The organism is Natrinema zhouii, from assembly GCF_013456555.2.
GTDB classification, from domain to species: domain Archaea; phylum Halobacteriota; class Halobacteria; order Halobacteriales; family Natrialbaceae; genus Natrinema; species Natrinema zhouii.
Genome location: NZ_CP059154.1, coordinates 1,743,939 through 1,768,474, shown reverse-complemented (window position 1 = coordinate 1,768,474; position 24,536 = coordinate 1,743,939). Strand labels below are relative to the sequence as shown.

Sequence of the window (24,536 nt, the reverse complement as noted above, 5' to 3'; positions counted from 1 at the left end):
GAATCAGTGCGACTCTCGAAGTACGGTTCGTTCAGGCCTGGGCGATATTCTCCGATACTAACCGATGGTGCTCGTTCGACCCAACTGGTTCGGGCGATAATAACTATTACACTTTTGATCTTCAGACAGAGAGCTAGAGCGGACGAACAGTAATGAACGAATACGCACCCCCCGCCGTGCAGACTCGCTCTCCGCCCCTGTATCGCGCCGCTCACGATCCCGACGGTCCGGCGACGCTGAGCACGACTGTGATCCACGCGCTGGCTGACTGTATGGGCGTCGACGTGACCGACAGCCGCGTCTCGCTGTACAACACCGTCGACCCCGACGCTCTGAACACGCTCTTCCGACCGCGCGACGACGGGACGCCCCGGATCGGCGGCACGCTCTCGTTCGTCGTCAGCGGCTACCACGTCCGGGTCGGCGGCAACGGCGAGATCCTGATCGAACCGCCTGCGCGCCGCTGACACGATATCCGCTCGCCGCTCCCACGACACCCACCTGCCGCTACCGCGCTTGCCGAACTATCGCCGTTCTCACGTCGAGATCGCGGACGAAAAACCGCTGGGCTTCGCTTACCCCGAGAGCTCCGCCGCGAGTCGATCGAGGTGATCCACGCCGACGACGGCGACTGCGTCGCCCGGCTCCGATCGAATGGTCTCGAGTCGATCGATCATACATCCCTCGCGCGTGTCGTCACGATAGGACAACGCGCTGCCGTCCGTATCGACGCTGCCCAGCAGCGCCTGAACGCCGGCGACGTGGGATCGCTCGTGGGCGGCCTGTCGGTCCGGCGGATCTTCGGGGTCGATGTCGTACTCGACCTGTTCGCCGGGGACGACAGTCATCGACGTCGCGTGGGTCAGCGTCGCGGCCACCCGGCAGGCGAGCGCCTCGCGGGTCGCGCCGCCGACGCTCGAGATGACGCGCCGGGCCGTCGCGGGCGAGACGCGGTCGGCGATCAGCCGCGCGACGAGCCGTCGGCAGAACGACCAGTTCGGCGCGTCGATACCGACGGGGTCGGCGTCGGGTGCGGCGCGGATCGCTGCGCTCATCTCGCCGCCGAACCGCGGCGGCGTCGGATCGTCGCTGGCACCGTCGCGGGCATAGATGCGATACAGCGGCATCGCAACGGCTGGCAACTCGAGTGCGAGCGTCTCCGGCTCGACGCGCTGGAGGACGCGCTCGACGCGCGCGATGCTCGCGGGATGGTCGTGGACGACGCCCAGCAGTACGAGATCACCGGTCGAGTCAGTAAGCCGCCGGCAGAACTGAGGGGTGATCCGGGGGTCGTCGAACGATTCGGGGAAGGACGGGGACTCGTCCATTGCTCGAGTGGTAATACGTGACTACCGGCATAACCCTTCTGTTGTCTTGACTCGGAACCGAGTCAGGATTATATGGACAGACAATACCGTGTCGAGGACCGTTTCAGCCGTTCAAAGCAGCAATTACCGGACCCATCTCGAAACCGATTTCGGTCGTCGGTCCCCTTCCTCGAGATCAGCGAGTGAATCGTGAGCGTGCACATCGCCGCTGTCGATCCGGCCCGCTACTAATATAAAACACCGTATCACCGATCGAGTGGGAACGAGTGACGATCGTATTTCGTCGAAGCGAACCGGAGGGATCGTCCCGCACTGCTGCGCTTTTTCTCGTTTGATGACTGGATTGGCCGGCGTCGTCGCTTACCCGAATTGGAAAAGACTTATATAGAATCACAAACAATCATCCGCTCGACTATGAGTCAGCGAATGCAGCAGGGTCAGCCGATGATCGTAATGAGCGAGGACTCCCAGCGCGTCAAGGACAAGGACGCGCAGGATTACAACATCAGCGCCGCCCGTGCGGTCGCTGAAGCGGTCCGCTCGACGCTCGGGCCGAAGGGAATGGACAAGATGCTCGTCGACTCCATGGGATCGGTAACGATCACCAACGACGGCGTCACCATCCTCAAGGAGATGGACATCGACAACCCGACGGCCGAGATGATCATCGAGGTCGCTGAAACGCAGGAAGACGAGGCCGGCGACGGCACCACGACGGCCGTCGCGATCGCCGGGGAACTCCTCAAGAACGCCGAGGACCTCCTCGAGCAGGACATCCACCCGACGGCGATCATCAAGGGCTTCCACCTCGCGAGCGAGCAGGCCCGCGAGGAGATCGACGACATCGCAACGGAGATCGACACCGACGACGAGGAACTGCTCCGCAAGACGGCCGAGACCTCCATGACCGGCAAGGGCACCGAGGTCAACAAGGAGCACCTCGCCCAGCTGATCGTCGAGGCCATCCGCCAGGTCACCGTCGAGGACGAGAACGGCGACAACGTCGTCGACCTCGAGTTCCTCAACATCGAGACCCAGACCGGCCGTAGCGCCGGCGAGTCCGAGCTGCTCGAGGGCGGCATCATCGACAAGGACCCCGTCCACGACAACATGCCCACCGAGGCGACGGACGCGGACATCCTGCTGCTGAACGAGGCCATCGAGGTCGAAGAGGCCGACGTCGACACCGAGGTCTCCGTCACCGACCCCGGCCAGCTCCAGAAGTTCCTCGACCGCGAGGAGAAACAGCTCAAGGAGAAGGTCCAGCGCATCGTCGACCTCGACGCGGACGTCGTCTTCTGCCAGAAGGGCATCGACGACCTCGCCCAGCACTACCTCGCGAAGGAAGGCATCCTCGCCATCCGCCGCGCCAAGAAGAGCGATCTGGAATTCCTCTCGGAGGTCGTCGGCGCGTCGATCGTCTCCGACCTCGAGAGCGCGACCGAGGCGGACCTCGGCTTCGGCGACGTCACCCGCGACGACGCTGACGAGCTGTTCTACGTCGAGGGCGACGACGCCCACGGCGTCACCCTCCTGCTGCGCGGCTCGACCGACCACGTCGTCGACGAACTCGAGCGCGGCGTCAACGACGCGCTCGACGTCGTCGCACAGACCGTCTCCGACGGCCGCGTCCTCGCGGGCGGCGGTGCGATCGAGGTCGAACTCGCCTCGCGCCTGCGCGACTACGCTGACTCCGTCTCCGGCCGCGAGCAGCTGGCCGTCGAGGCCTTCGCCGACTCGCTCGAGCTCGTCCCACGCGTGCTCGCCGGGAACGCGGGCCTCGACTCGATCGACACGCTGGTCGACCTGCGTGCGGCCCACGACGACGGCCAGATTACGGCCGGCCTGAACGTCTTCTCGGGCGACGTCGAGGACACGTTCGAGTCCGGTGTCGTCGAGCCGGCCCACGCCAAGGAACAGGCCGTCACCTCCGCCGCCGAAGCGGCCAACCTCGTGCTCAAAATCGACGACATCATCTCCGCTGGCGATCTGTCGACCGACAAGGGCGACGACGAGGCCGGCGGCCCCGGTGGTGCCCCCGGCGGCATGGGCGGCATGGGCGGTGGCATGGGCGGCATGATGTAAAACTAAATTTTGCTCTATGGGCCGCCGAAGGCGGCCCTCGGCAAAATTTAGTATAAAAGCACTCCTCCCTCCGTTCCGAGCGCTTCGCGCTCTTCACATCGGTCGTCGGCCCGCTCGCTCACTACGTTCGCTCGCGGTGAACGGCGTCGTTCGGGTTCTCCGAACCGCTCACGGGTTGCTATGTTTCCCGTTCGTGTTCTCGCGGTTCTCACTCGCTCCGCTCGTTCCGAACCGCGCACCGCTCGCTCGCCGACGTTTGCTCTGGTACCGTTTATTCAGTGTTGCCACTGCTTTGATCGCGTAGTATCCGAAAAGACCGTCCGATTACTCGTTCTCGTCGACCTCGAGATCGAACTGCTCGTTCTCGCTCACTGCGTTGAGGACGACGCTGGTGTTCGAGGCCTTGATGTCGGGGTCGGTCAGCAACTGCTTGATCTGGTCGTTCATGCCGTCGGTGTCTTCGAACTTGCCGATGGCGATCACGTCGTAGTCGCCGGTGACTTCGTAGACGCTGGTCATCTGGCGGTGGTCGCGCAGCGTCTCGGTGACGTCGGGCAGCGCGTTCCCTTCGACCTGCAACTGGATAATGGCGGTCACGTCGTATCCGACCGCGTCGTAATCGACGCGGGGCGTATAGCCCTCGATGACACCGTCGTCCTCTAGCGTGGAGAGGTGATTCGAGACGGTCGTCACCGAGACGTCGAGCTCCTCGGCGAGGCTTCGCAGGCTGGCTCGGCCGTCGCCGAGAAGTAGATTCACTAGTTTTGCATCGAGATTTTCGTACGTCATCACATCTACCCTCTCATTGGAGCCTTTAGAACTTTACGAATATACAATTTACCCGGAGAGAGCGAAGATTTGCACGGAACAGCAGTGTTTTAGTAGGTGGGATCTGAGGATACGACGACGAGAACAATGACAAGCGGAAACCTTACTGACGTCGAACAGGCGGTATTGGACGAAATCGAGGAGCAGGACGTCGACTTTCTCCGACTGCAGTTTACCGATATTCTGGGCACAGTCAAGAACGTCTCCGTGCCGGCCCGCCAGGCCGAGAAGGCCTTTACCGAGGGGATCTACTTTGACGGTTCGTCTATCGAAGGCTTCGTACGTATTCAGGAATCGGACATGCGTCTCAAACCCGATCCGGACACCTTCGCGGTTCTCCCGTGGCGCCAGAAGGAGGAGAGTGCGGCCGCCCGAATGATCTGTGACGTCTACGACACCTCCACCGGCGAGCCCTTCGAGGGCGACCCGCGCCGCGTTCTCAAGAACGCCCTCGAGCGCGCCAACGAGATGGGCTACACGGTCAACGCCGCGCCCGAACCGGAGTTCTTCCTCTTCGAGGAGGACGAGGACGGCCGCGCGACGACCAAAACCAACGACGCCGGCGGCTACTTCGATCTCGCGCCGAAAGACCTCGCGAGCGACGTCCGCCGCGACATCATCTACGGCCTCGAGAACATGGGCTTCGAGGTGGAGGCGAGCCACCACGAGGTCGCCGAAGGCCAACACGAGATCAACTTCACCTACGACGACGCCCTGACGACGGCCGACAACGTCGGCACCTTCCGCACCGTCGTCCGCGCGATCGCCGCCCAGCATGACCTCCACGCGACGTTCATGCCCAAGCCGATCCCGCGAATCAACGGCTCGGGGATGCACACGCACCTCTCCCTGTTCACCGAGGACGGCGAGAACGCGTTCCACGATGACGACGACGAGTTCAACCTGAGCGACGAAGCCCACGCGTTCACCGCCGGGATCCTCGAGCACGCGCCGGCGATCACGGCGATCGCGAACCCCACGGTCAACAGCTACAAGCGACTGGTGCCGGGCTACGAGGCGCCCGTCTACGTCGCCTGGTCCGACCGCAACCGCTCGTCACTGATCCGCAAGCCGGCGGCGCGCACGCCTACGGCCTCGCGCGTTGAACTGCGCTCGCCGGATCCGTCCTGTAACGCCTACCTCGCACTCGCCGTCATGATCCACGCCGGGCTCGACGGCATCGAGAAGGACCTCGATTGTCCCGACCCGGTTCGCGAGAACATCTACGACTTCGACGAGGCGAAACGCGAGGAGTACGGCATCGAGACGCTGCCAGCGAACCTCGGCGAGGCCGTCGACGCCCTCGAGGAGGACGAAGCGATCTACAACGCGCTCGGCGACCACGTCAGTTCCAAGTTCGTCGAGGCCAAGCGCCAGGAATTCGAGGACTACCTCGTCGACGTCTCCGACTGGGAACTCGACCGCTACCTCGAGACGTTCTGAGACGGTCGCCGCCGTCGGCGTCAGTTCTTCTCTTTCCTCTTGATTTTAGTCGCCTCCCGACAGGTCGTGCTCGTGGCTCTCGAGCGCGAGCGTCTCGGGCTCGAGCGTGTAGTATCGCTCCCAGGCGGGCGCGAGACTCACGACCCTGGTCCCTTCGATCTCGGCTTCGCGATGGCGGTGGTGGTGGCCGACCAGACAGAGGTCGGGCGAGAGCGTTGCGAGCAGCTCGTCGACGTACTCGCAGCCGGGATCGTAGCCGTAGGACAGCAGGCCGTTCGGGGCCTCGTGGGTGAGGAAGACGGCGATATCCTCGAGGTCGGCGGCTCGGTCAATGTCCTCGTGAGTGAAGTGGCGGCGGCGCTCGCCGACGAGTTCGTCTCGCGGCAGATCGTACCTGGTAGGTGCGAAGTTGCCCGAGAGGCCGGCCACGCGCAGGCCGTCGACCGTTGCCGCTGTGCTCGCGAGGAGATGCACGTTGTCGTTCGTTTCCGCGGGGTGCTCACCGGTCCGCAGCGCTTCGATCATGTCGAAGTCCTCGTTGTTGCCCGCGATGAACCACGTCGGAGCCGGCAGGTCGTATCGCTCGAGGTCGCCGAGCTGGAGCACCCGGTCGGGCTCGAGGGTTCGATAGAGTTCGAGCAGGATCTCACACCGGTCGGGGTCGGACGCGTGGGCGTCGCCGAGGACGAGCATAGACCCATGTAGGGGGTTGTCTCGGATAGTATCCACGCCGAGCACCGCCAATTCGCCACGTTCTGAATCGCGAAACTGGGTGTCGGGTGACTGACTGGTACTCGGGGCACATTCAGGGTCGTGATTTAGCCGTCTGGCTGTCGGAGAATCGAGTATGGCCGACACGCCTGACATCAACAAAGTCGAGACGGAAGACGACTATATCCACGTTCGGTTTCGCGATCCGGATCGGTACGACGAGATACGGACGCCCGACTGGGCGGAGCAGCCGGCGGAGTCGGTCTCCGAAGGGAGTGAAGTCCGAACCGGCAAGGTCGACGGGGAAGACGACTGGGAGGTCACCAGCGTCCTGATCGAGAAACACGTCGGCGAGGACAAAGCGAAGGAGCAGGCTCGCGAGATCGTCGACAAGATCCAGTCCTGAACGACGTTCCATTTCCGTCGGTCGCACCGTGACTGATCGTAGCCGCTGCTCGTCACAGAGGACGGAGCCGCTGTCGGTCCGAGAAAGGCTGCGAAGAATCCACGGCACTGTCGCTCACGTACCAGTGAGGGACGGCCGAAGGTCCGTGTGGTACCGCGTTTAGGCTTCGGCCTGCTCGATCCACTCCTCGGCCTGGTTCTCCGAGATATCGGCGGCCTCGGCGACGGCCTCGGCACCGGCACGCGTGAGATCGTCTATCGTCGAGATACCAGCCTCCGAGAGCTGTTCGCGGACGTCCGCGTCGATTCCCTCGACGTCCTCGAGGGTGTGCTCCGGATCGGTTTCGATCTTCGTGTGCGGCTCGTCGGCCCCCTGAACCGGGATCTGCTGAGTGACCGCCTCGGTCTGTGCTTCGAGTTGCTGCTGGAACTGTTCGATCTGGTCGGCCTGCTGCTCGAGGAGTTCCTCGACGCCGCCGGTCTGTTCCTCGAGCTGGTCCTCGAGTTGGTCCTGTAGCTCCTGGGTTCGTTCGAGTTGCTCGCGGAGCTGTCCCGAGAATTCGTCGACGTTCTGGACCGTCTGGTCCTCGACGGACTGCGTGATCTCGAGGAACTGGTCGGTCTGCTCGTCGAGCGCATCGACGAACTCTTCGGAGAGCTCGTTGGCGGAGTCGACGTCTCGCTCGAGTTCGCGCTCGAGTGCCTCGTAGAACTCCGCGTGAGTCGATTTCAGCTGGTCGAAGGTCTCGTCGACGGTCCGGTGGGCTTCGGGAGCGTCGTCGCTCGGCAGCATCGCTGCCGTCGCGCTGAGGTAGCCGTGGGTCGCCGCCTGCGCGAGCTCGAGTTGCTGGCGCTGGAGCGATTCCTGGCCTTTGAGCCCGGTGAGGGCCATCGTGTCGACGTTTCGCTGCGTGGCCATTCCCTGCTTGAACAGCTGCTGGCTCTGTTTGACTGCGGTTCGCTGCGCGTCGAACATCGCTCGGATGGGGGATTCTGAGTGACTCATTGTCTTCGACTAGCCGTCCGGTTCGACACGGTATAAGCAATGGCCTTGCAAACCACTGAATGGTTCTGAATGGTATCAGTTGGGCTCACGAGCTGCGCGATCGTTCCCTCCGATTTCGTTCGGGAGGTGTTCGACTCGAGAGTAACTGTCACGAGCGGCGGAATGCGGTATTATCCGTCCGATCGTGGTCCGTTCACCCATGGTCGACAGCAGAAGCTACGGATTCGAGGGAGAGCGACCGACGATCGACGACGGGGCACGGGTGAGCAGCGAGGCGACCCTCGTCGGCGACGTCCGAGTCGAAGCGGACGCGAGCGTCTGGCCCGGCGTCGTCTGTCGAGGAGACATCGGTCCCGTCCGCATCGGTCGGGAAACGCACGTCGGCGATAACGCCACGATTCACGCGTCACGGCTCGGGGACGAGGTCATGGTTGGACACGGCGCCGTGCTCAACGAGACGACCGTCGAGGAACGGGCGCTGATCGGATTCAATGCGACGATCAATTCCGACGTCACGATCGGCAGCGGGAGTATCATCGCCGCGGGGACCGTCGTCCCCGATGGCTACTCGATCCCGCCCGAATCGTTCGCCCGCGGCGTTCCGGCGGAGATCACACCGCTCGCAGAGACGGGGATCGACGCGGCGGAGATCCTCGAGGAGTTTGCCTCGGGTGATTACACGAACCTGGCCCAGCGCCACGAGGAACTGTTCGAGTAAAAGCTCCCAGTACCGCTCGGGAGGAACTTCGAGAGCGCGGTGTTACGCCTGCTGAGCCGCGTCCCCGATCTCAAAGATTTCCCGGTAGAGACTCTCGGCGAGGTGATCGATGTCCGCTTCGGCCTCGCTGGCGGCCATCGTGTCTCCAATTCCCTGCCACTCGACGGCCAACCGGGCGATCGGCACGAGTGCGATGCCGCCGATGACGATCTCGCCGTCGGGGGTGTGGACGCGCCACTCCGTCTGCATCCCGTTCGACGACCGGGTGACATCGTCGACCTGTCCGCCCGCTGCGGCCCACTTCTCGACGAGTCCGTCGGTAATTCGGCGGAGTTTCCGCTCGCCGAGCAGGTGAAGCGCAACGCCGCCGCTCGCCAGCAGGACGAACGCGGCGGCCGCCATCGGGAGGCCGCCGTAGGGGACATTCACTGACGCTGCGAGGCCGGCCGTCACGACGACCAGTCCGAGCACGCGCACGTCGACCGCACTCGGCACCGTGCCGCTCCAGGCCGCTGTCGCGCCCTGTGACGACTGCTCGAGTTGCATATCGACTGCACCTCGACACGAAACCCGGATAGTCGTTCCCCTGTCCCACTCCCGGCTTTATACGTCTCTCATGGGACTTACTCGTCCTCGAGTAACGCCTCGTCACCGTGGGTCTCCCGCAGGGCTGCCAGATAGTCGCGTTGGTCCTCGAGTCGCGGGGTCGGCTCCGCGTAGGTGTACTCGAACATCTCGCCGGGGTCCCCATCAGCGGCTTCGGCGCGCTCGACCAGCGTCGCGAGCGTCTCTTCGATCTCGGCCTCGATTGTCGCAATCCGGTCGTCGTCGAGGGCGTCCTCGTTCCGCAGATACGCCTCGAACCGGTCGATCGGATCGCGCTCGCGCCAGCGCTCGACCTCCTCGTCGTCCCGGTAGACGCTGGGATCGTCCGCCGTCGTGTGCGCGCCGTAGCGGTACTGAACCGCCTCGATCAGCGTCGGCCGCAACCGGTCGCCGTCGGCCTCGAGCGCGTTTTCTCGCGCGGCCGCCGTGACGACGTAGGTCGCCAGCGGGTCCATGCCGTCGACCTGAACGCCCTCGAGGCCGTAGGCGTGGGCCTTCTGGGCGATCGTCGCGCTCGCGGTCTGCCGTTCGCGCGGGACCGAAATGGCCCACTGGTTGTTGTTACAGAAAAAGATCGTCGGCGTGTCGAACACGCCGGCGAAGTTCATCGCCTCGTGGAAGTCCCCCTCGGAGGTCGACCCGTCGCCGAAGTGGACGACGCCCACGCGCTCGTCGCCGCCCAGTTTCGCCGCCCACGACCAGCCCACCGCGTGGGGGAGGTGACTGGCGATCGAGATGTTCAGCGGAAAGACCTCGATGTCCGCCAGCGCTTCGTTCCCGGCCTCGTGGCCCATCCAGTACAGTAGGTATTCCCAGGGGAGCCCCCGCGCGGCCAGCGCGCCGTGTTCCCGGTACTGAAAGGAGAGCATGTCGTCGTCGGCCAGCGCGTACGTCGAGCCGATCTGCGACCCTTCCTGGCCGGCCAGCGAGGAGTACGTCCCCAGCCGACCCTGCCGCTGGAGGCTGATCATTCGCTCGTCGAAGCGCCGGGCGAACCGCATATCCCGGTACATCGAGCGGAGGGTCTCCGCCTCGAGGTCGGGTTCCAGTTCGGGTGCGACGACGGTCCCGTCGGCGTCGAGCACTCGGATTTGATCGTCCGGTGCCCGATCGAACAGGTCGCGCTCGAGGACGTCGCGTGACATGGCTACACCGATGGAGGCCCGATACATAACAGTAGCTCTCAGCGGGTTTCCGGGGGAGCGTATCGCGTTCGCTGCGCAGGCGTGCCTCCGTCGTTCGTCGCCGAGACCGACTGTCACTCAGTTAATCAAAACTCATATTATCGTGAAAATGAGCGGGCTTCATAGCTACAGATCGACAATTACCGTGTATTGATGCAGCACCTTACTGATACATTATTTGATGCGTTAGCGAACGAGCAACGACGACGAATACTGTTCGACCTCGCGGAACAAAATCTACGAGACGACTCGCCGATCTATATCGTCGCACCACCCGATACGACCGATGACGGCGAAACGGCCAGCATCGAGCAGTATCACGTTCATCTGCCGAAGTTAGACAGCTACGATTTGATCGACTGGGAACCGGGTTCGAACACCGTCGAAGCGGGCGATCGGTTCGAGGAAATCGCGCCGACACTGGAACTGCTACGCGACAACCGGGAGGAATTGCCCGCCGATAGCGTGTGATTTCCACAGCCATCGTTTCTTCCACGACCTACTGATCTCTCATGCCGAATTTTACCCACCAGCGGTACCCCGACGAGCCGATAGACGTTCTCCACGTCGAAGATAACGAGAGGGATATCCGTCTCACGCGAGAGGCGTTTACGGCGACCGATCGGGAGACGACGCTGCATGTCGTCAACGACGGGGACGACACTGTGGACTTCCTGCGGCGGCAGGGCCAGTACGACTCAGCACCTCGACCGGATCTCGTCCTTCTCGATTTGAACCTCCCCGGGAGGGACGGACACGACGTACTGGAAACGATCGAGGACACGCCACAACTCAGGCGGCTTCCGGTGATCGTTCTGACGGGTTCGAACAGGAGCGAGAATATCGTGACCTGTTATCGCACCCACGCCAACGCCTACGTGTCGAAGCCGCCAACGCTCGAGGAGTTCGTCTCGCTCGTCACGGCACTCGAAGCGTTTTGGCTCGAACACGCACAGCTTCCACCGAATTCGGCGTAATCTCGTACTCCCTTGCGACTCGAGTCGGTTCTGTCTACCACGTTCACTGACAGGAATCGAATCGCCGCGATTGTCACGAGCGAATAGCTGTCTTTCTACTTACAATTAGTCCGCATCCGACCGTACGATTTGGCGGAACCAGCGAGGACTGTACTGTTCTATTTCGTAGTAAATGACGAGCCCTGTCGTGGTTGGGCCGTAACAGGGCTCGCCACTTCCTCATTCCGGCCGTGTCCTCAAGTAACTTGTGTGATAATCTGAGTGAAAACTGTAATTCGCAGGAAGGGAGTCGAACGTGACGCCAGTGACTGCGTTGGAAGACACGAATCCTTTTCCATCCTCGCGTGCTATCCTACGTGTTCGGTTATCCGGACTCGTGGTTGGGCCATGACAGAGAACGAAACTACAAGAGAGGCGATTAGCCTGTTGCAGGACCTCGGGCTACAGGAATACGAAGCGCGCTGCTTTATGGCGTTGAACCAACTCCCCAGTGGAACGGCAAAGGAAATACACGAGATTTCCCAGGTGCCCCGAACGAGGGTGTACGACGCCATCCGGGTGCTGGAATCGCAGGGGTTAGTCGAAGTACAGCACACCAGTCCGCAGGTGTACCGCGCCGTCGGCGTCTCCGAGGCGACGCAGACCCTGCGACAGAAGTACGACAGCCGGATCGAAACGCTCGAGAGCACGGAAATTCAGGACGTCGAAGAGAACGAACACGTCCAGGAGGTGTGGTCGCTCGCCGGTCACGAGGCGATCGAGTCGCGAACGATCGATCTCATCGACGAGGCGGAGTCCGAAATCGCGCTGCTCGTCGTCGACGAGGACATTCTCTCCGAGACGATGTTCGACAGCTTACAGCGGGCAGTCGATAAGGACCTCTCGATGATTCTGGGCGGGCAGACGGACGCGATTACTGACGCGCTCGGCGCGGAACTCCCCAACACCCGCGTATTCGAAACCGGCCTCGACTGGCTCACCGGACTCGAGAGCGACGACGAGGTCGCGATCAGTCGAATCCTCCTCGTCGATCGCGAAACACTCCTGATCGGATCGTACTATCCCAGCGCCGCCGGTAGCGCAAAAGAACAGGCGATCTTCGCCCGCGGTCTCGAGAACGGGATCGTCGTTCTGCTCCGTCGACTGGTGACCGCTGGATTGCCCCAGATCAGAGACCCAGGGGCCTGACTTGGTTTTTGCTGCCGCTGCGGGCACGAAGCGACCGCTGAACGAACCGCCGCTACTGGACTACTGATACTCGGGGAGCCGATCCGACCGATCCGATCCCTCGACGAACGGCAGTTCGGTGCGAGTCACAGCTACCTCCTCGCCGCCGACCCGGACCGTCAGGTCGTCGCTCTCGAGATCGTAGTCGACGACCGCCAGCGCGATGACGTCCCCGAGCATCGGGCTCTCGCCCGCGCGAGTCACTTCGCCGACCGAGGCGTCGCCGTCGAAGACGGCTGCGCCCGACTCGGGAACTGCTTCGCCCCCGCCCTCGCTCCCGATCGTCAGTCCGACGAGTCGCCGGCTGGGCTGGCCCCGGTTCTCGACGCGGGAGACGACCTCCTGGCCCACGTAACAGCCCTTCTCGAAGTCCAGCGCGTTGCGCAGGCCGAGCACGTTCGGCAGCGTCCCCTCGAGTTCGGTGTGGAACAGTGGCGACCCGGCCTCGAGCGCGAGGCTCTCGAAGGTCCGATAGCCGAAGGGAGCCGCATTGAGCCCCTGATTGAGCAGCGTATCGTGGACGCCCTCGGCGTCGGCGGCGGCGCAGATCACCTCGTAGCTCTCCTCGCCGGTGAGCGCGTCGGTGCGGATGACGGAGACTCCTTCGTCGCCCATCGTGCCGCGGACGAAGGAGTAGTGCTGGTCCGGCGAGCCGGACCCGTTGAGCACGCTCGCGATTTTCTCGGTGGCATGGGGACCGTGAATTCCGAAGATAGCGTACTCATCGGTTGCGACCCTGATCTCGACGTCCTGAATGAACACCTTCTCGGACCACTCTTCGGCGAGCGGTTCGGCTGTCTCGGGCTGGGTAAAGAGGAGCAGCCGCTCGCCCGCGTTGTAGATGTAGAGTTCCACGTCGATTCCGCCCTGGGGATCGAGCACGAGCGCGTAACAGCCCTGCCCGTCTTCCGCGGGGACCCGATTCGACACGACGTTGTCGACGTATTCGACGCGGTCGTCGCCCTCCACGACGATCACGCCGTAGGCCTGCTCGAGCAGCCCGACGCCGTTGCGGACCGCGCGGTGGGTTCGTTCCGGCCGCCCGTAGTGTTCGACGATCCGGCGGTCGGCGCGCTCGCCGAACGTCGCCCCGTGGTCCTCGTGGATGGACTCGATGATACTCATGCGTACTCCCTCGGGCCTGAGCGTATCAGGCGTTTCGATTCAAAAAGGCATCCGCTCGCGCAGCCACTCCCCGAACGACTGGTCGTCGTCGTCATCGGTCGGTTCGTCGGGTACCACCCGATCGGCGGGCTTGATCACCGTCTCGGAGCCCGATTCGACGTCGATCAGGTCGTCCGCCTTGAGCGTCGACAGGGCCTCCTCGAGTTCGTCGATATCGACCTCGACGGCCGCCCGGAGTTCGAAGACGGTCATTCCGTCCTCGGTGCGATCGACCAGCGCGTCGAGTACCGCCACCTCCGTTCCCTCCCGGTTCCGGTACTCCCGCTTTGCTCTCATCCGTCTACCCATTCGACGACCCGGGATTTGACGTTTGTCGTTCCGATGGCGACTACGAGGGTCGGCCTGCGATGGCCGGTAGCGGTCGTCCTCTTCTCATTTCACGAGACACTCAGGATATACTGATTACCGCGGTTCGATGACTGACAGGCAGTACGTTTTTTATGGACTGGGTCGGTACGGTGGGACAATGGTCCTGCGATGTTCGCTGCTCGGGCACGACTTCGATGACATCGATGTCGACCGCGAGCGCGAAGAACGGGGCAGTGAAGTCGTCGTTACCGTCCAGGAGTACGAGGAGTGTTCCCGCTGTGGGCAGCGCAACGTTATCAGCGAAAACACCGAAGTGACTAGCCTCTCCACCGGGACGGACGCCGACTCGCTTCCCGACGATCACGACCCCCAGCCGGCTGAATCGCCCCTCGAACGAGACGCCGTGGCCGACAGTGCCGCCGATCTCGACTCGGACGCCGCGTTTATCGACGCCGACGATTCCGCGTCTGACGACGCCGAACTCGTCGACGCCGGGCCCGACGCTTCCGACTCACCCGACGGAAGCGCGACCGAACCGGCGGATGCCGCGGCCGCCGATGCCGCCGATGCGGCCGATACCGCCGATGTCGACGCTGACAGCGCCGACGCAGCCGACGACATCGAGCTTCCAACCGACGAAAACGGCGATCCCGTCACCGACGACGGTGAGATCCTCGAGGACGACGACGATCCAACCGCGGATCGGGATCGCGGGCACGGCGAGTGGCCCGACTCGAGCGACGTCGGCCCGCCTGTCAGCGCGGACGCAGATCCGACGGAGTGGCCCGACGACGATGATGGCGACGGCGAGATCATCACCGAGAACAACGACGCCGAGGTCGACCCCAACACCGGGAACGACGGCCGCGATCTGAGCCCGCCCGACGACGACGCGGTCGTCCTCGAGAACGACACGCCGACGGGCACGGCGGGCGACGCCCGATCGGTGACCGCGGAAGCCCCCGCCGCGGACCGCGGTGACGCCGCTGCCGACGCCGCGTCGAAGCCGGGGTCCGGAATCGAACGGGCCAACTCGGTTTCGGCACCCGCCGAAAGCGACAGCGGTCCAGCGTCGGACGTGCCGACCGAATTCTACTGTCCACGGTGTGACTACGTGGCCGCCGGCGACCACGGTTCGCTGCGTGCGGGCGACATCTGCCCCGACTGTCGAAAGGGGTATCTCAGCGAGCGCGAGCGCCAGTAGTCGCCCCACGAGCCGTCAGCTACTTCGCTAACCGGGTCCCGTCCACAGGTCGATCGGACAGCGTCCTCGCTCGAGCGTGTTTGAACACCCCGTAACCCGTCTCAACGGCCCGTTCCAGCACCGAAATCGGTCAGCGGACCGAAACGTTGCCTATGAAAAGAGGTAAACGGTCCGCCGTGTTTCTCCCAACCCATGAAGGAGTACAAGATGCGCCGCGGTGAATATCTCGAGGAGCGAATCCCGGACATGGAGTCGACCGTCGTTGACTACTTCGGCCCGATTACGGGGACCGAGGAGTACAAGGGCAACGACCTCTTCGTGATCGGCGAGCCCGACAACCCCGTCTTCGAGAAAGTCGTCGTCGGCACCATCGAGTACTCCGGCAAAAAGGACAAACTTGCCGTCGAGTTCTACGAGCGCGACCCCACCGAACTCGGCCCTGACGAACTCGAGGCCGCGGGCGACGCTGTCGACGCCAAAAACAGCTTCCTGCTCGAGGCGACCGGTCGCGACGCCAAGTCCCGTCGCGAATCGATGAAGCGGACGGTCGAAGACGATCCGGATCACGACTTCTAACACCGACCTTTTGCACTGCGTTCGTTTCGCACCGACGGCAGCGTAGCTGCCGCACGGTGCGCCGTCACTCGGCAAAAGGTCGATCAAAAGCACTCCTCCCTCCGTTCCCGGCGCTCGAGAGCGCCGTCCACATCGGTCGTCGGCCCGCTCGCTCGTTTCACTCGCTCGCGGTGAGTTTCGTAAACCGCCTGCCCTCCCCCGTCGAGCGGACGCTTTGCGTCCGCGAGGTCGTCGGCGCTTCGCGCCGACTGCTCGAGGGACCTCTGGTCCCTCGCCGCTCGGAAGAGCTTGCTCTTCCGTCGGGTCAGGCGACTCACCGCGAGTACGGTGAGCCGCCTTCTCGGCCACAGCACCGACTGTTGCGGCTGTTGGTTGTGGCTCCGCCGAATGGCTTCGTAACGGCTTTCATCGCCGCGTCGAATCCCTCAGTAATGGAATTTCAGGCGTTTCTCGCCGCGACACTCGTCGGCCACATCGGGTTCGCGATTTTCGTCACCGTCCACGCGTTCGCGACCGATCGCGACCCCGGCAAGTGGCCGTTCGTGACGCTGGCGTTCGGACTGGCAGGGATCGTGGCCTACTTCTTCTACGATCCGACGGAGTCGGACCGGATCTAAGTTCAGTCGGTTACCGCGACGGGTTGGTCGGTATCCGTCTTCGAACCGTCGCTCCAGACGCCCCCGGAGAGATCGATTCCGTCGGTCCACTTGCCGACGACCGATGCGACGGCGAGATCGCCGGTCACGTTGTTCGTCGTTGCAATCCGGCCGAGGATCGGATCGACGCCCGCGACAAATCCGACGATCTCGAGGGGAAGCCCGACGGCGCTCAGGATGACGGTGAGCATGATCAGGCCGGCACCGGGGACGCCGGCTGTGCCGATGCTGATCAGGATTACAGTCGCAAGGACGAGTACCTGATCGGCTAGCCCCAACGAGACGCCGACCATGTTCGCGGCGAAGACGACCGTCACAGCCTGCCTGATCGCCGCCCCGTCCATGTTAATTGTCGCGCCGAGGGGCAGTCCGAAGCCATAGACCGACTCGTCGATCCGCATATTTGTCTCCGCGTCAGCGATTGTCACCGGTAGGGTACCACTCGAGGAGCGGATCGTAAAGGCCGTCACCATGGCGTCTTTCGCGCCGCGCAGGAACGCCAGCGGTGACTGCCCGAGGATGCCCAGGGTCATTACGCCGAGATAGGTAACCGTCATGTGAATCGTGACCCCGACCGCGATGACAGCAACGAGCGCGCCGAGCTGGACGATTGCGCCCAGCCCTTCAGTGCCGATGGCGGCCGCCATCAGCGCGAAGACGCCGATCACGCCGTACTCCATGACGCCCCAGACGATCTTGAACAGCGCCTCGGTGCCGGCGTCGACGAATGCGAAGAAGCCGTCGATTGCGCCCGCGATCGAATCCTCGGTTGCCGACTCGCGGACCATCGTTAGCGCCAGTCCGAAGACGATTACGACGAAGATCGTCGCGAGGATATTTCCCTCGACCATCGCCGCCAGCGGGTTCTCCGGGACGATGCCGAGGACAACTTCCGAGACGGACGGCGGCTGTGCTTCCTGCGCCTCGCCACCGGTAAACTCCACGGCCGTCCCCGGATTGAACAGATTCGCGACCGCGAGACCGATCACGGCCGCGACCGCTGTCGTCGCGGCGTAGAGAGCGACGGTGAGGCCACCGACCTTGCCGAGTTTCGACGGTGTCAGCTTGCGCATCCCGCCTAACAGGGTAAAGACGATCAGTGGGATGATCAGCATCTCGAGCAAGCGCAAGAAGAGGTCGCCCAGTGGGTTGAGGACGCCGGCTCGCTCACCGACGATCGCGCCGACTGCAGTCCCGAGGGCGAACGCGACCGCGATGCGGTAGACGATTGGGACGGACCGATACCGGTTCCAGGCAGATCGTACCGTCGATTCCTGAGTTGCGCTCATGGCACTGATCTATGAACGGGACCTACCAACACGTGTCGCTACCGGTGAGAGTAACCTGCTCCTGTGACGGGCGATTGGCGACCCGTCGCGGAGAGGCTGCGCCGGCAGCGTCAGGCCAGGAAGACGTGTCGCGGTCGGTCGACGAGGACGTCGCGGCCGAACTCGACGGCCTCCGAGAAGGCGTCGCTCCGGAAGAACTGCATGGCGTCCTCGCGGGAGTCCCAGCGGCTGGCGATGAACATGTCGTTCTCGTCCTCGCGGTTGATCAGCAGGTCCGTCTTGCGGTGGCCGTCCATCTCCGCGAGCAGGCCGGCGGCGTCCTCGAACGCGCCGGTGAAGTCACCGCGATGCTCGGGCTTGACCGTGTAGAACATCCCCATCGTGCCCCAGGAATCGCCCTCGTCGTCGCCGGCCTGCCGGACGATATCGGGGAGATCTGCGAGGAACCCGGCGGCCGTGTTCGCGGCGCGTTCGGTGTCCCAGAGGCTGACGATCGCGGTCTCCGCGTCATTGCCGCCATCTCGAGGCTCGTAGACGGCCGTCTTCACGTGCGTATCGTAGTGGTCGAAGTTCCCCCGCAGCCCGTCGACCTCCTCGAACAGTTCGTCGGGATCGGCCGCGGAGTAGAGCACGACCGCGTGGACGTCCTCGCCGTGTGGCTGGCCCGCGTAGACGCCCAGTTCCTCGAGTTCGCTGCGAACGTCTTCGTCCTCGTCACCATCGTCGCCGTGAGGACCGCCGGAGCCGTCGTGGTGGCCGTCCGAACTCGAGTCTCCGTGATGCTGGCCGTCGGAGTCGCTCTCGGCGTGTGGGTGACCGTGCTCGCCGTGGGCGCTCTCGGTGTCGCCCTCCTGTGGAACCGGCTGGCCCGCGAGGAACGCACCGAGGTGTTCGGGCGGGAAGCGCCGGGCCGAGAGAAATCGGCCGAACTCGGCGAAGCGGGAACTCGAGGGATCGAAGCGCATCTCGTAGAGGAGTTCCTTCACGTCGGTCGGATCGTCTGCGAACAGCGTCACGCCCCACTCGAAGTCGTCGAGACCGACGCTGCCGGAGATGATCTGCGTGACGCGGCCGGCGTACTCTCGACCGATGTCGCCGTGCGAAGACAGGTGCTCCGCGCGTTCGTCGAAGGGCAGGTCGTACCAGTTGTCCTCCGGGCCGCGACGTTTGTCCATCGGATAGAAGCTCAGGAACTCGCTGTCGGGGATCTCCGGCGTGAGCCGGGACTCGATGTAGCGCGCCAGACCGGTGTCTTCGACCTCCGCATCCTCGTCGAAGTAGTCCTCGGACATGTAGCCCGAGACCTCCGTCACCGAGAGGTAGGAGTCGGCCCGCTCGGTGAACTCGGCGAGCGCGGTGTGTTCGAACCGGCGCTCGAGCGTGTCGATATCGGCGAGCGTCGGTCGCAGGTGGAGCACGAGCAGGTCGGCCTTGTGGCCGAGCACCGCGAACGTCGCCGACTCGCCCTCGGCTGCATCGTCGACGGCCTCGCTGGACGCGAGGTAATCGATTCCTTCCTCGATCGCCTGCGAGCGCCGTCGCTCGGGCGCGTTTCGCCAGGCGTCCCAGTCGATCGACCGGAAGTCGTGGAGGACGTACCAGCCCTCTTCGGTCTGTGGCGGTCGTCGTCGTTCCATGTCCGTCGGTTGGGACGGGGGCGCTAAGAAGCACCGGGTTTCGATCGGCTTGACCCCGTCGTTCACCCATCGGCTGGGAACCGCCGCTGTTCGGGTCCCAGGCCCTGAGCCGCCCGTCTCGAGCGCGACCGAAACCCTTTACGTGCGTCCGTTTTATCCACGACGTATATGCGGAAAAGTGGGCCGCCGAAAGGACTCATCGCCTACCTCGTGCTCGAGCTTCTCGAGGAGAAACCTCGATACGGCTACGAGATCCTCAAGGAGATCCGCGAGATCAGCGGCGGTCACTGGGAGCCATCGTACGGCTCGGTGTATCCGATCCTCTACAAGTTCGAGGAGAAGGGCTGGGCCGAGCGCATCGAGCGCGAGGACGAACCCGATCGAAAGTACTTCGAACTCACCGAGGACGGCCGCGGCGAACTCGAGGAGCGCCGCGAAACCGGGTCGGAAAAGGCCCGAGACTTCGCGGACGTCATTCTCGGCTTCTTCCACGTCTACGCGGCCTTCTCGACCGACGACCGGTTCGAAATCCCCGAGATGGACGGCGAGTGGCGGTTCGACGAGGCGTTCAGCCACTGGGTCGTCGAACAGGTCGTCCGTCACCACGAACACTACTTCGAGACCGAGTTCGAGCGCCTCGAGGAGACGCCCGAAGAGTTCTCCGAGCGCCACGGCGTCGATTTGGAAGACTGAGGAGACGACGACGGTTCGCGCTCGTTCGACGCAGCACTCGAGGGATTCGGTCATCGCTCGAGCGGATTCGAGCGATTCGGTGCGCGGATTTGAGGCGTCCCGATCAGCCCGAGAACAGTTGCGGTCCGAACAGCATCATGACGAAGCTGACGAGCATCGTCACGCCGACCGTGGTCGTCACCAGACGAACCATGCCCCGGGTCGCATTGACGGGCAGTCGCGAAACGATCGCCTCGGTGCTCGTTCGGAGGATGTGTCCGCCATCGAGCGGGAATGCCGGGATGCAGTTGAAGAAGCCGAGCTGAATGTTGATCCAGCCGGTCCAGAACAGGAGGTTCGCCAGCAGGAAGACGAACCCGTCCCCGAACGCGCCGAGCGCGCCCTGCACCTCGTAGAAGTTCTGGATTCCACCGGTGAACCCGGCGAAGTTAAACGGTAAGATGCCGCCGACGCCGATCACCGGCAACATGATTGCGATCCCCATCTTTCCGAGGAAGGTGTCAGTGATACCGCCGAATCGCGTCTCGCCGTCCCCGCCGAGCAGTCCCAGATACTCGTCGGCGGGATAGAGCTGGACGCCGATGTCGCTGACGGTGATGCCGGACGTCCCCGGATGCGGCTGAATCCCGAGGAACCCGCTGTCGGACCGCGGGTTCTCGTCGAGGGTGACGGTGTGCGTCTGCCGTTCGTCGCCGATGTAGCCCGTCACGTTGACCTGCTGGTCCGGCTCGGTGTCCGCCAGCAGGGGTGCGAGATCCTCGTAACTGTGCACCCGCTCGCCGTCGAAGCGGGTGATGACGAACGTCTCGTCAGTCGGGCCGGTTTCGCCCTCGAGCGGTTCGTCTTCGACGACCGAGACCGCAGCCCCGATCGTCACCTCCCGTTCGACCCGCTCTTCGCTGTCCGCGGGTTCGATCGTCAGGGTAACTCGTTCGTCGTCGCCGACGGCGTCGAAGAAGCCGCGCTCGGTCGCGACCGTCTGGCCGTTGACCGCGCGAATCTCGTCACCGGCGGAGAGCCCCGTGGGGCCGTCGTCCATCGCCGCGGTCACGATCAGCGTCCTGTCGACCGGCACCGTTTCCTCACCGTTGAGTTCGACGGCTACTCGCTCGCCGTCGACGGCCTCGAGTTGGTCCGCGAGGTCGTCGTTGCCCTCGACTGCCGTGTCGTTGATCGCCGTGATGCGGTCGTTCGGTTCGATTCCCGCGTCGGCCGCGGGGGAGTCCTGTGCCACACCGCCGACGGCGGCACCGGGTGCGACGCCGATCGCGCCGACGACCGGACCGAACAGCAGGGCGAAGGCGAGGATCGTAATCGCGAAATTGTTCGTCACGCCGGCGGCGAACATCCGCGTCTGTCCGCCGCGGGACGCGGACTTGCTGCTCTCGTGATCGGGTTCGACGAACGCGCCGACGGGAAGGACGGCGAGCATCGCGACGCCCATCGAGTCGATATCGATGTCTTCGACGCGACAGAGCAGTCCGTGGCCGCCCTCGTGAACGACGAGTCCGACGAGCAGCCCGAAGACGATTCCGGGCGTCGCCGCCAGCGGCAGGAAGTCGTTAACCCCGGGGATGACGAGGACGTTGCGCGGCTGTCGAACCGCGGAATTCGCCATCTGTGGCGTCGAAAGCGAGGAGATCGCCGCCTGAACGAGGAACGCGAACATGGCCACCATCACGACCAGCGCGATGCCGACGCCGAGGTTCGACCACGCCCGCCAGAACCGTTTCGGACGGGCGAGCCGGTCGAGGAGCACTCGGCCGCGTTTGGTGTGGAAGGTGAGAATCGGCCCTTGCGTGCCGATGTAGTCGGGGAGATAGCCGCCGTTTCGGAGTCCGACGACCGCGAGCCAGTAGAGCAAGAGACCGAGCAGAACCCACGTCAGGAGTTCCGATCCGTAGATTGCGGGGGGCGAAACGAAGGCGAAGAGACCGTGATCCATCGATAGTATCTCTGGGCGGCGTTCTCAAATGGCTTTTGTCTATCAACCGACGCTCTGGGCCGACTCACCGCTCTCGGCGTAGCCGGCCGACGACGAACTCCCGGTCGACCTTCGCGAGGAAGGAGCCGAGCTTCGGTCCCTGCTCCTCGTCGAAGAACAGCCGGTAGCCCGCCGCGAAGAAGTCACCGACGTCGACGTCGTGGCGTCTTGCGGTCTCGTAAATTTCGCCCTGAATTTCGTCGGGGTCGTGACCCGCCTCGATGAAGTCGGCCAGTTCCGCGAGCGCGGCCTCGGTGTCCGCGTCGAACTCGTGGTCGGGGATCTCGCTGCGCTTGAGTTCGTAATCGAACTCGTTGCCCGTCCGGCGCGCCCAGTTGCGGGCCTGCTCGACGCGCTCGAGCGCCCCTTCGACGGCCCACTCGGGCGCGTCCTCGGGAATATGTCCTTCGCGACGCGCGATTTCTTCGCGCAGGTCGGGATCGTCGGTCATCCCGAGTACGGCGGCGAAGGTGTAGGGGAGCCGAATGCGCTCTTCGCGCGGTTCCTCAACGACGAAGGGGTAGACGCGTTCGGCGAACGCCCGCTCGTCCTCGCTGCCTTCGATCTCGCCGAAGTAAATCGCCTCGAGCCGGTCGAACTCGTCGACCAGCTGATCGAGGCGTTCGATGCTGAAGTCCCGCGCCTTCGCGGGGTCCTTCGCGAAGAAGTAGCGCAGGACCTCGGGCTCGAGCAGTTCCAGCACGTCGGAGACGAGGATGACGTTCCCCTCCGAGGAGGAAAAGGGCTCCCCCTCGAGGGTGAACCACTCGTAGACCATCGGGACCGGCGGCTCGATCTCGAGAACGTTCCGGGCGACGTCCTGACCGCTGGGCCAGGAGCCCTCGGCGTGGTCCTTGCCGAAGGGTTCGAAGTCGACGCCGAGGAGCTGCCACTGGGCGGGCCACTCGAAGCGCCAGGGGAGTTTGCCCTCGCGCAGCGTTGCCGTGCCCTCGTGACCGCAGCCGTCGATGGTCTGGTTGCCCGCGTCCATGTCGGTACACTCATAGTCGACGGTACCAGCCTCTCCCGCGTCCAGATCGACGCTCGTCACCGTTTCCGTGATCTTGCCACACTCCTCGCAGATCGGGTTGAACGGGATGTAGTCGCCGTTCGCGTCAACTTTGTCCTGATACTTCGAGAGGACATCGCGTGCGCGCTCCCGGTGCTCGAGGACGAACCGCGTAACCGCCTCGAACTCGCCGGACTCGTACAGTTCTGTATTGGAGACGAGATCGATCGGCACGTCGACGGCGTCGGCGCTGTTCTGAATGATCGTCGCAAAGTGGTCGCCGTAGGAGTCACAGCAGCCGAAGGGATCGGGGATATCGGTGTAGGGCGCGCCGAGGTTACGGCCGAGCGCACCGGCGTCGACTTCGCCGAGATCGACGAGGTTACCCTCGAGGTCACAGAGGGTCCGCGGGAGCTTTCTGAGGGGGTCGCGGTCGTCGGCGGTGAAGACCTGCCGGACCTCGTGGCCCCGGTCGCGCAGCACCTCGGCGACGAAGTAGCCGCGCATGATTTCGTTGACGTTGCCGAGGTGGGGGACGCCGGAGGGCGAGATGCCGCCCTTGACGACGATCGGTTCGTTCGGATTCCGCTTTTCTACCCGATCCGCAACTGTATCCGCCCAGAAGGCGTGTCGCGTTTCGCTCGCTTCCTCGCGCTGGAGCGTATAGGGACTGATCGCGTCGGATTCCGGCACGTCGATCGCGTCTCCGTCAGCGTCGCCGTCGGAACTCATTGCTCGTCGTTCGCCCAGTAGGTCGGTTCTTCGCCGGCACCGTCGGGGATGACGTCCGTCCCCTCGTGATCGCCGTGGCGAACCGCGCGGGCGATCCGGTCGGGATCCGTGCCGTCGAGGACGATGGTGCGCATCCCCGAGCGCTCGATGATCTTCGCCGCCAGCAGGTCGACGGGCGCGGACGCGCCGGCGTTCATCTCGAGGCCCGCGATGACGTCGACCAGCTCCGTGGCGGAGAGGTGATCGTACTTGGTCGCGTCGTCGTTCTCGTTGGGGTCGTCGCTGTAGACGCCGGGGACGCTCGTCGCGTAGACGAGCAGGTCGGCGTCGATATACTCCGCGAGTGCGGCGCCGACGGCGTCCGTGGTCTGGGCCGGCGCGACACCGCCCATGATACAGATGTCGTCCCGGCGGAGCGCCTCGCTGGCCTCCTCGTAATCGAGAGCCGGCGCGGTCACGGACTCCTCGCTCAGCGCCGCGATGAGCAACCGAGCATTGAGTCGGGTGACGTCGATCCCCAGCTGATCGAGTTCGATCTCGTTCGCCCCGAGCTCTCGAGCGGCCGAGATGTACTCGCGGGCGACACCGCCGCCCCCGACGACGGCACCGATCCGACAGCCCTCCGAAATGAGCTCTTCGATGACGGCAGCGTGTTCGGCGACCCGATCCCCGCCGGGTTCGGGAACGAGGACGCTCCCGCCGATAGAGACGACCACTTTCATACTACACCGGTGTAGCGGAGTT

25 protein-coding genes are annotated in these 24,536 nt (G+C 64.1%); 12 read left to right on the top strand and 13 right to left on the bottom strand.

What is annotated here, in order from left to right; translation table 11 throughout:
* The first annotated feature begins 152 nt into the window (after nucleotides 1-152).
* The gene (locus HYG81_RS27385) at nucleotides 153-467 is read left to right on the top strand and encodes a HalOD1 output domain-containing protein (RefSeq protein ID WP_180842811.1); all 315 of its coding nucleotides are present in this window, start codon (nucleotides 153-155) and stop codon (nucleotides 465-467) included.
* Between the two features lie 108 nt (nucleotides 468-575).
* On the opposite strand, the gene HYG81_RS27380 is transcribed toward HYG81_RS27385, so the two are convergent.
* Nucleotides 576-1,328, bottom strand: a complete 753-nt coding sequence (locus HYG81_RS27380) for a hypothetical protein (protein WP_180842810.1) — start codon at nucleotides 1,326-1,328, stop codon at nucleotides 576-578.
* Between the two features lie 414 nt (nucleotides 1,329-1,742).
* Here HYG81_RS27380 and thsB point away from each other — a divergent pair, with 414 nt between their 5' ends.
* The gene (gene thsB / locus HYG81_RS27375) at nucleotides 1,743-3,413 is read left to right on the top strand and encodes a thermosome subunit beta (RefSeq protein ID WP_180842809.1); all 1,671 of its coding nucleotides are present in this window, start codon (nucleotides 1,743-1,745) and stop codon (nucleotides 3,411-3,413) included.
* Nucleotides 3,414-3,737: 324 nt separating this feature from the next.
* Here thsB and lrp read toward each other — a convergent pair whose 3' ends face one another.
* Nucleotides 3,738-4,202: an HTH-type transcriptional regulator Lrp gene (gene lrp / locus HYG81_RS27370; RefSeq protein ID WP_180842808.1), complete on the bottom strand. Its 465-nt coding sequence runs from the start codon at nucleotides 4,200-4,202 to the stop codon at nucleotides 3,738-3,740.
* A 126-nt stretch (nucleotides 4,203-4,328) separates the two neighbouring features.
* Here lrp and glnA point away from each other — a divergent pair, with 126 nt between their 5' ends.
* Nucleotides 4,329-5,684 (top strand): type I glutamate--ammonia ligase, encoded by a 1,356-nt coding sequence (gene glnA / locus HYG81_RS27365; RefSeq protein WP_180842807.1) that lies wholly within the window; start codon nucleotides 4,329-4,331, stop codon nucleotides 5,682-5,684.
* A 45-nt stretch (nucleotides 5,685-5,729) separates the two neighbouring features.
* Here glnA and HYG81_RS27360 read toward each other — a convergent pair whose 3' ends face one another.
* A complete protein-coding gene (locus tag HYG81_RS27360; RefSeq protein WP_180842806.1) occupies nucleotides 5,730-6,377 on the bottom strand; it encodes a metallophosphoesterase family protein in 648 nt (215 codons plus the stop codon).
* 154 nt (nucleotides 6,378-6,531) lie between these two features.
* On the opposite strand from HYG81_RS27360, the gene HYG81_RS27355 reads away from it, so the two are divergent.
* On the top strand, nucleotides 6,532-6,801 hold the full coding sequence (locus HYG81_RS27355; protein ID WP_180842805.1) for a hypothetical protein: 270 nt from the start codon (nucleotides 6,532-6,534) through the stop codon (nucleotides 6,799-6,801).
* Between the two features lie 159 nt (nucleotides 6,802-6,960).
* On the opposite strand, the gene HYG81_RS27350 is transcribed toward HYG81_RS27355, so the two are convergent.
* Complete coding sequence (locus HYG81_RS27350) at nucleotides 6,961-7,806, bottom strand: helix-hairpin-helix domain-containing protein (RefSeq protein ID WP_226376048.1); 846 nt, start codon at nucleotides 7,804-7,806, stop codon at nucleotides 6,961-6,963.
* Nucleotides 7,807-8,005: 199 nt separating this feature from the next.
* On the opposite strand from HYG81_RS27350, the gene HYG81_RS27345 reads away from it, so the two are divergent.
* Nucleotides 8,006-8,524 carry a gamma carbonic anhydrase family protein gene (locus HYG81_RS27345; protein WP_180842804.1) on the top strand — a complete coding sequence of 173 codons (519 nt, stop codon included), beginning with the start codon at nucleotides 8,006-8,008 and terminating at the stop codon, nucleotides 8,522-8,524.
* A gap of 42 nt (nucleotides 8,525-8,566) precedes the next feature.
* Here HYG81_RS27345 and HYG81_RS27340 read toward each other — a convergent pair whose 3' ends face one another.
* Both HYG81_RS27340 and pdhA read right to left on the bottom strand, forming a co-directional pair.
* Complete coding sequence (locus tag HYG81_RS27340) at nucleotides 8,567-9,070, bottom strand: hypothetical protein (protein ID WP_180842803.1); 504 nt, start codon at nucleotides 9,068-9,070, stop codon at nucleotides 8,567-8,569.
* Nucleotides 9,071-9,147: 77 nt separating this feature from the next.
* Nucleotides 9,148-10,275, bottom strand: a complete 1,128-nt coding sequence (gene pdhA / locus HYG81_RS27335) for a pyruvate dehydrogenase (acetyl-transferring) E1 component subunit alpha (protein WP_180842802.1) — start codon at nucleotides 10,273-10,275, stop codon at nucleotides 9,148-9,150.
* A 192-nt stretch (nucleotides 10,276-10,467) separates the two neighbouring features.
* Here pdhA and HYG81_RS27330 point away from each other — a divergent pair, with 192 nt between their 5' ends.
* The 3 genes from HYG81_RS27330 (at nucleotide 10,468) to HYG81_RS27320 (ending at nucleotide 12,479) form a co-directional block, all read left to right on the top strand.
* The gene (locus HYG81_RS27330) at nucleotides 10,468-10,785 is read left to right on the top strand and encodes a hypothetical protein (protein WP_226376047.1); all 318 of its coding nucleotides are present in this window, start codon (nucleotides 10,468-10,470) and stop codon (nucleotides 10,783-10,785) included.
* Between the two features lie 41 nt (nucleotides 10,786-10,826).
* Nucleotides 10,827-11,291: a response regulator gene (locus HYG81_RS27325; RefSeq protein WP_180842801.1), complete on the top strand. Its 465-nt coding sequence runs from the start codon at nucleotides 10,827-10,829 to the stop codon at nucleotides 11,289-11,291.
* Between the two features lie 387 nt (nucleotides 11,292-11,678).
* On the top strand, nucleotides 11,679-12,479 hold the full coding sequence (locus tag HYG81_RS27320) for a TrmB family transcriptional regulator (RefSeq protein ID WP_180842800.1): 801 nt from the start codon (nucleotides 11,679-11,681) through the stop codon (nucleotides 12,477-12,479).
* 60 nt (nucleotides 12,480-12,539) lie between these two features.
* Here the strand turns inward: HYG81_RS27320 and ygfZ are convergent, their stop codons facing one another.
* Complete coding sequence (gene ygfZ, locus HYG81_RS27315; protein WP_180842799.1) at nucleotides 12,540-13,643, bottom strand: CAF17-like 4Fe-4S cluster assembly/insertion protein YgfZ; 1,104 nt, start codon at nucleotides 13,641-13,643, stop codon at nucleotides 12,540-12,542.
* A gap of 39 nt (nucleotides 13,644-13,682) precedes the next feature.
* Nucleotides 13,683-13,979 carry a DUF6432 family protein gene (locus tag HYG81_RS27310; protein ID WP_180842798.1) on the bottom strand — a complete coding sequence of 99 codons (297 nt, stop codon included), beginning with the start codon at nucleotides 13,977-13,979 and terminating at the stop codon, nucleotides 13,683-13,685.
* A gap of 190 nt (nucleotides 13,980-14,169) precedes the next feature.
* Here HYG81_RS27310 and HYG81_RS27305 point away from each other — a divergent pair, with 190 nt between their 5' ends.
* The 3 genes from HYG81_RS27305 (at nucleotide 14,170) to HYG81_RS27295 (ending at nucleotide 16,409) form a co-directional block, all read left to right on the top strand.
* Nucleotides 14,170-15,216 (top strand): DUF7093 family protein, encoded by a 1,047-nt coding sequence (locus HYG81_RS27305; RefSeq protein ID WP_180842797.1) that lies wholly within the window; start codon nucleotides 14,170-14,172, stop codon nucleotides 15,214-15,216.
* Nucleotides 15,217-15,408: 192 nt separating this feature from the next.
* Nucleotides 15,409-15,792, top strand: a complete 384-nt coding sequence (locus HYG81_RS27300) for a DUF5611 family protein (protein WP_180842796.1) — start codon at nucleotides 15,409-15,411, stop codon at nucleotides 15,790-15,792.
* A gap of 431 nt (nucleotides 15,793-16,223) precedes the next feature.
* Nucleotides 16,224-16,409 (top strand): hypothetical protein, encoded by a 186-nt coding sequence (locus tag HYG81_RS27295; protein ID WP_180842795.1) that lies wholly within the window; start codon nucleotides 16,224-16,226, stop codon nucleotides 16,407-16,409.
* Between the two features lie 2 nt (nucleotides 16,410-16,411).
* Here the strand turns inward: HYG81_RS27295 and HYG81_RS27290 are convergent, their stop codons facing one another.
* Both HYG81_RS27290 and HYG81_RS27285 read right to left on the bottom strand, forming a co-directional pair.
* Nucleotides 16,412-17,737: a dicarboxylate/amino acid:cation symporter gene (locus HYG81_RS27290; RefSeq protein ID WP_180842794.1), complete on the bottom strand. Its 1,326-nt coding sequence runs from the start codon at nucleotides 17,735-17,737 to the stop codon at nucleotides 16,412-16,414.
* A gap of 110 nt (nucleotides 17,738-17,847) precedes the next feature.
* A complete protein-coding gene (locus tag HYG81_RS27285; protein WP_180842793.1) occupies nucleotides 17,848-19,374 on the bottom strand; it encodes a heme-binding protein in 1,527 nt (508 codons plus the stop codon).
* Nucleotides 19,375-19,542: 168 nt separating this feature from the next.
* Here HYG81_RS27285 and HYG81_RS27280 point away from each other — a divergent pair, with 168 nt between their 5' ends.
* Nucleotides 19,543-20,067, top strand: a complete 525-nt coding sequence (locus tag HYG81_RS27280) for a PadR family transcriptional regulator (protein ID WP_180842792.1) — start codon at nucleotides 19,543-19,545, stop codon at nucleotides 20,065-20,067.
* 103 nt (nucleotides 20,068-20,170) lie between these two features.
* On the opposite strand, the gene HYG81_RS27275 is transcribed toward HYG81_RS27280, so the two are convergent.
* The 3 genes from HYG81_RS27275 to pyrH form a co-directional block, all read right to left on the bottom strand.
* Nucleotides 20,171-22,012, bottom strand: coding sequence for a site-2 protease family protein (locus tag HYG81_RS27275; protein ID WP_180842791.1), 1,842 nt, complete (start codon nucleotides 22,010-22,012; stop codon nucleotides 20,171-20,173).
* A gap of 64 nt (nucleotides 22,013-22,076) precedes the next feature.
* Complete coding sequence (gene lysS, locus HYG81_RS27270; protein WP_180842790.1) at nucleotides 22,077-23,792, bottom strand: lysine--tRNA ligase; 1,716 nt, start codon at nucleotides 23,790-23,792, stop codon at nucleotides 22,077-22,079.
* The gene (gene pyrH, locus HYG81_RS27265; RefSeq protein WP_180842789.1) at nucleotides 23,789-24,514 is read right to left on the bottom strand and encodes a UMP kinase; all 726 of its coding nucleotides are present in this window, start codon (nucleotides 24,512-24,514) and stop codon (nucleotides 23,789-23,791) included. The genes lysS and pyrH overlap by 4 nt, the downstream gene beginning before the upstream one ends.
* Between the last annotated feature and the right edge of the window lie 22 nt (nucleotides 24,515-24,536).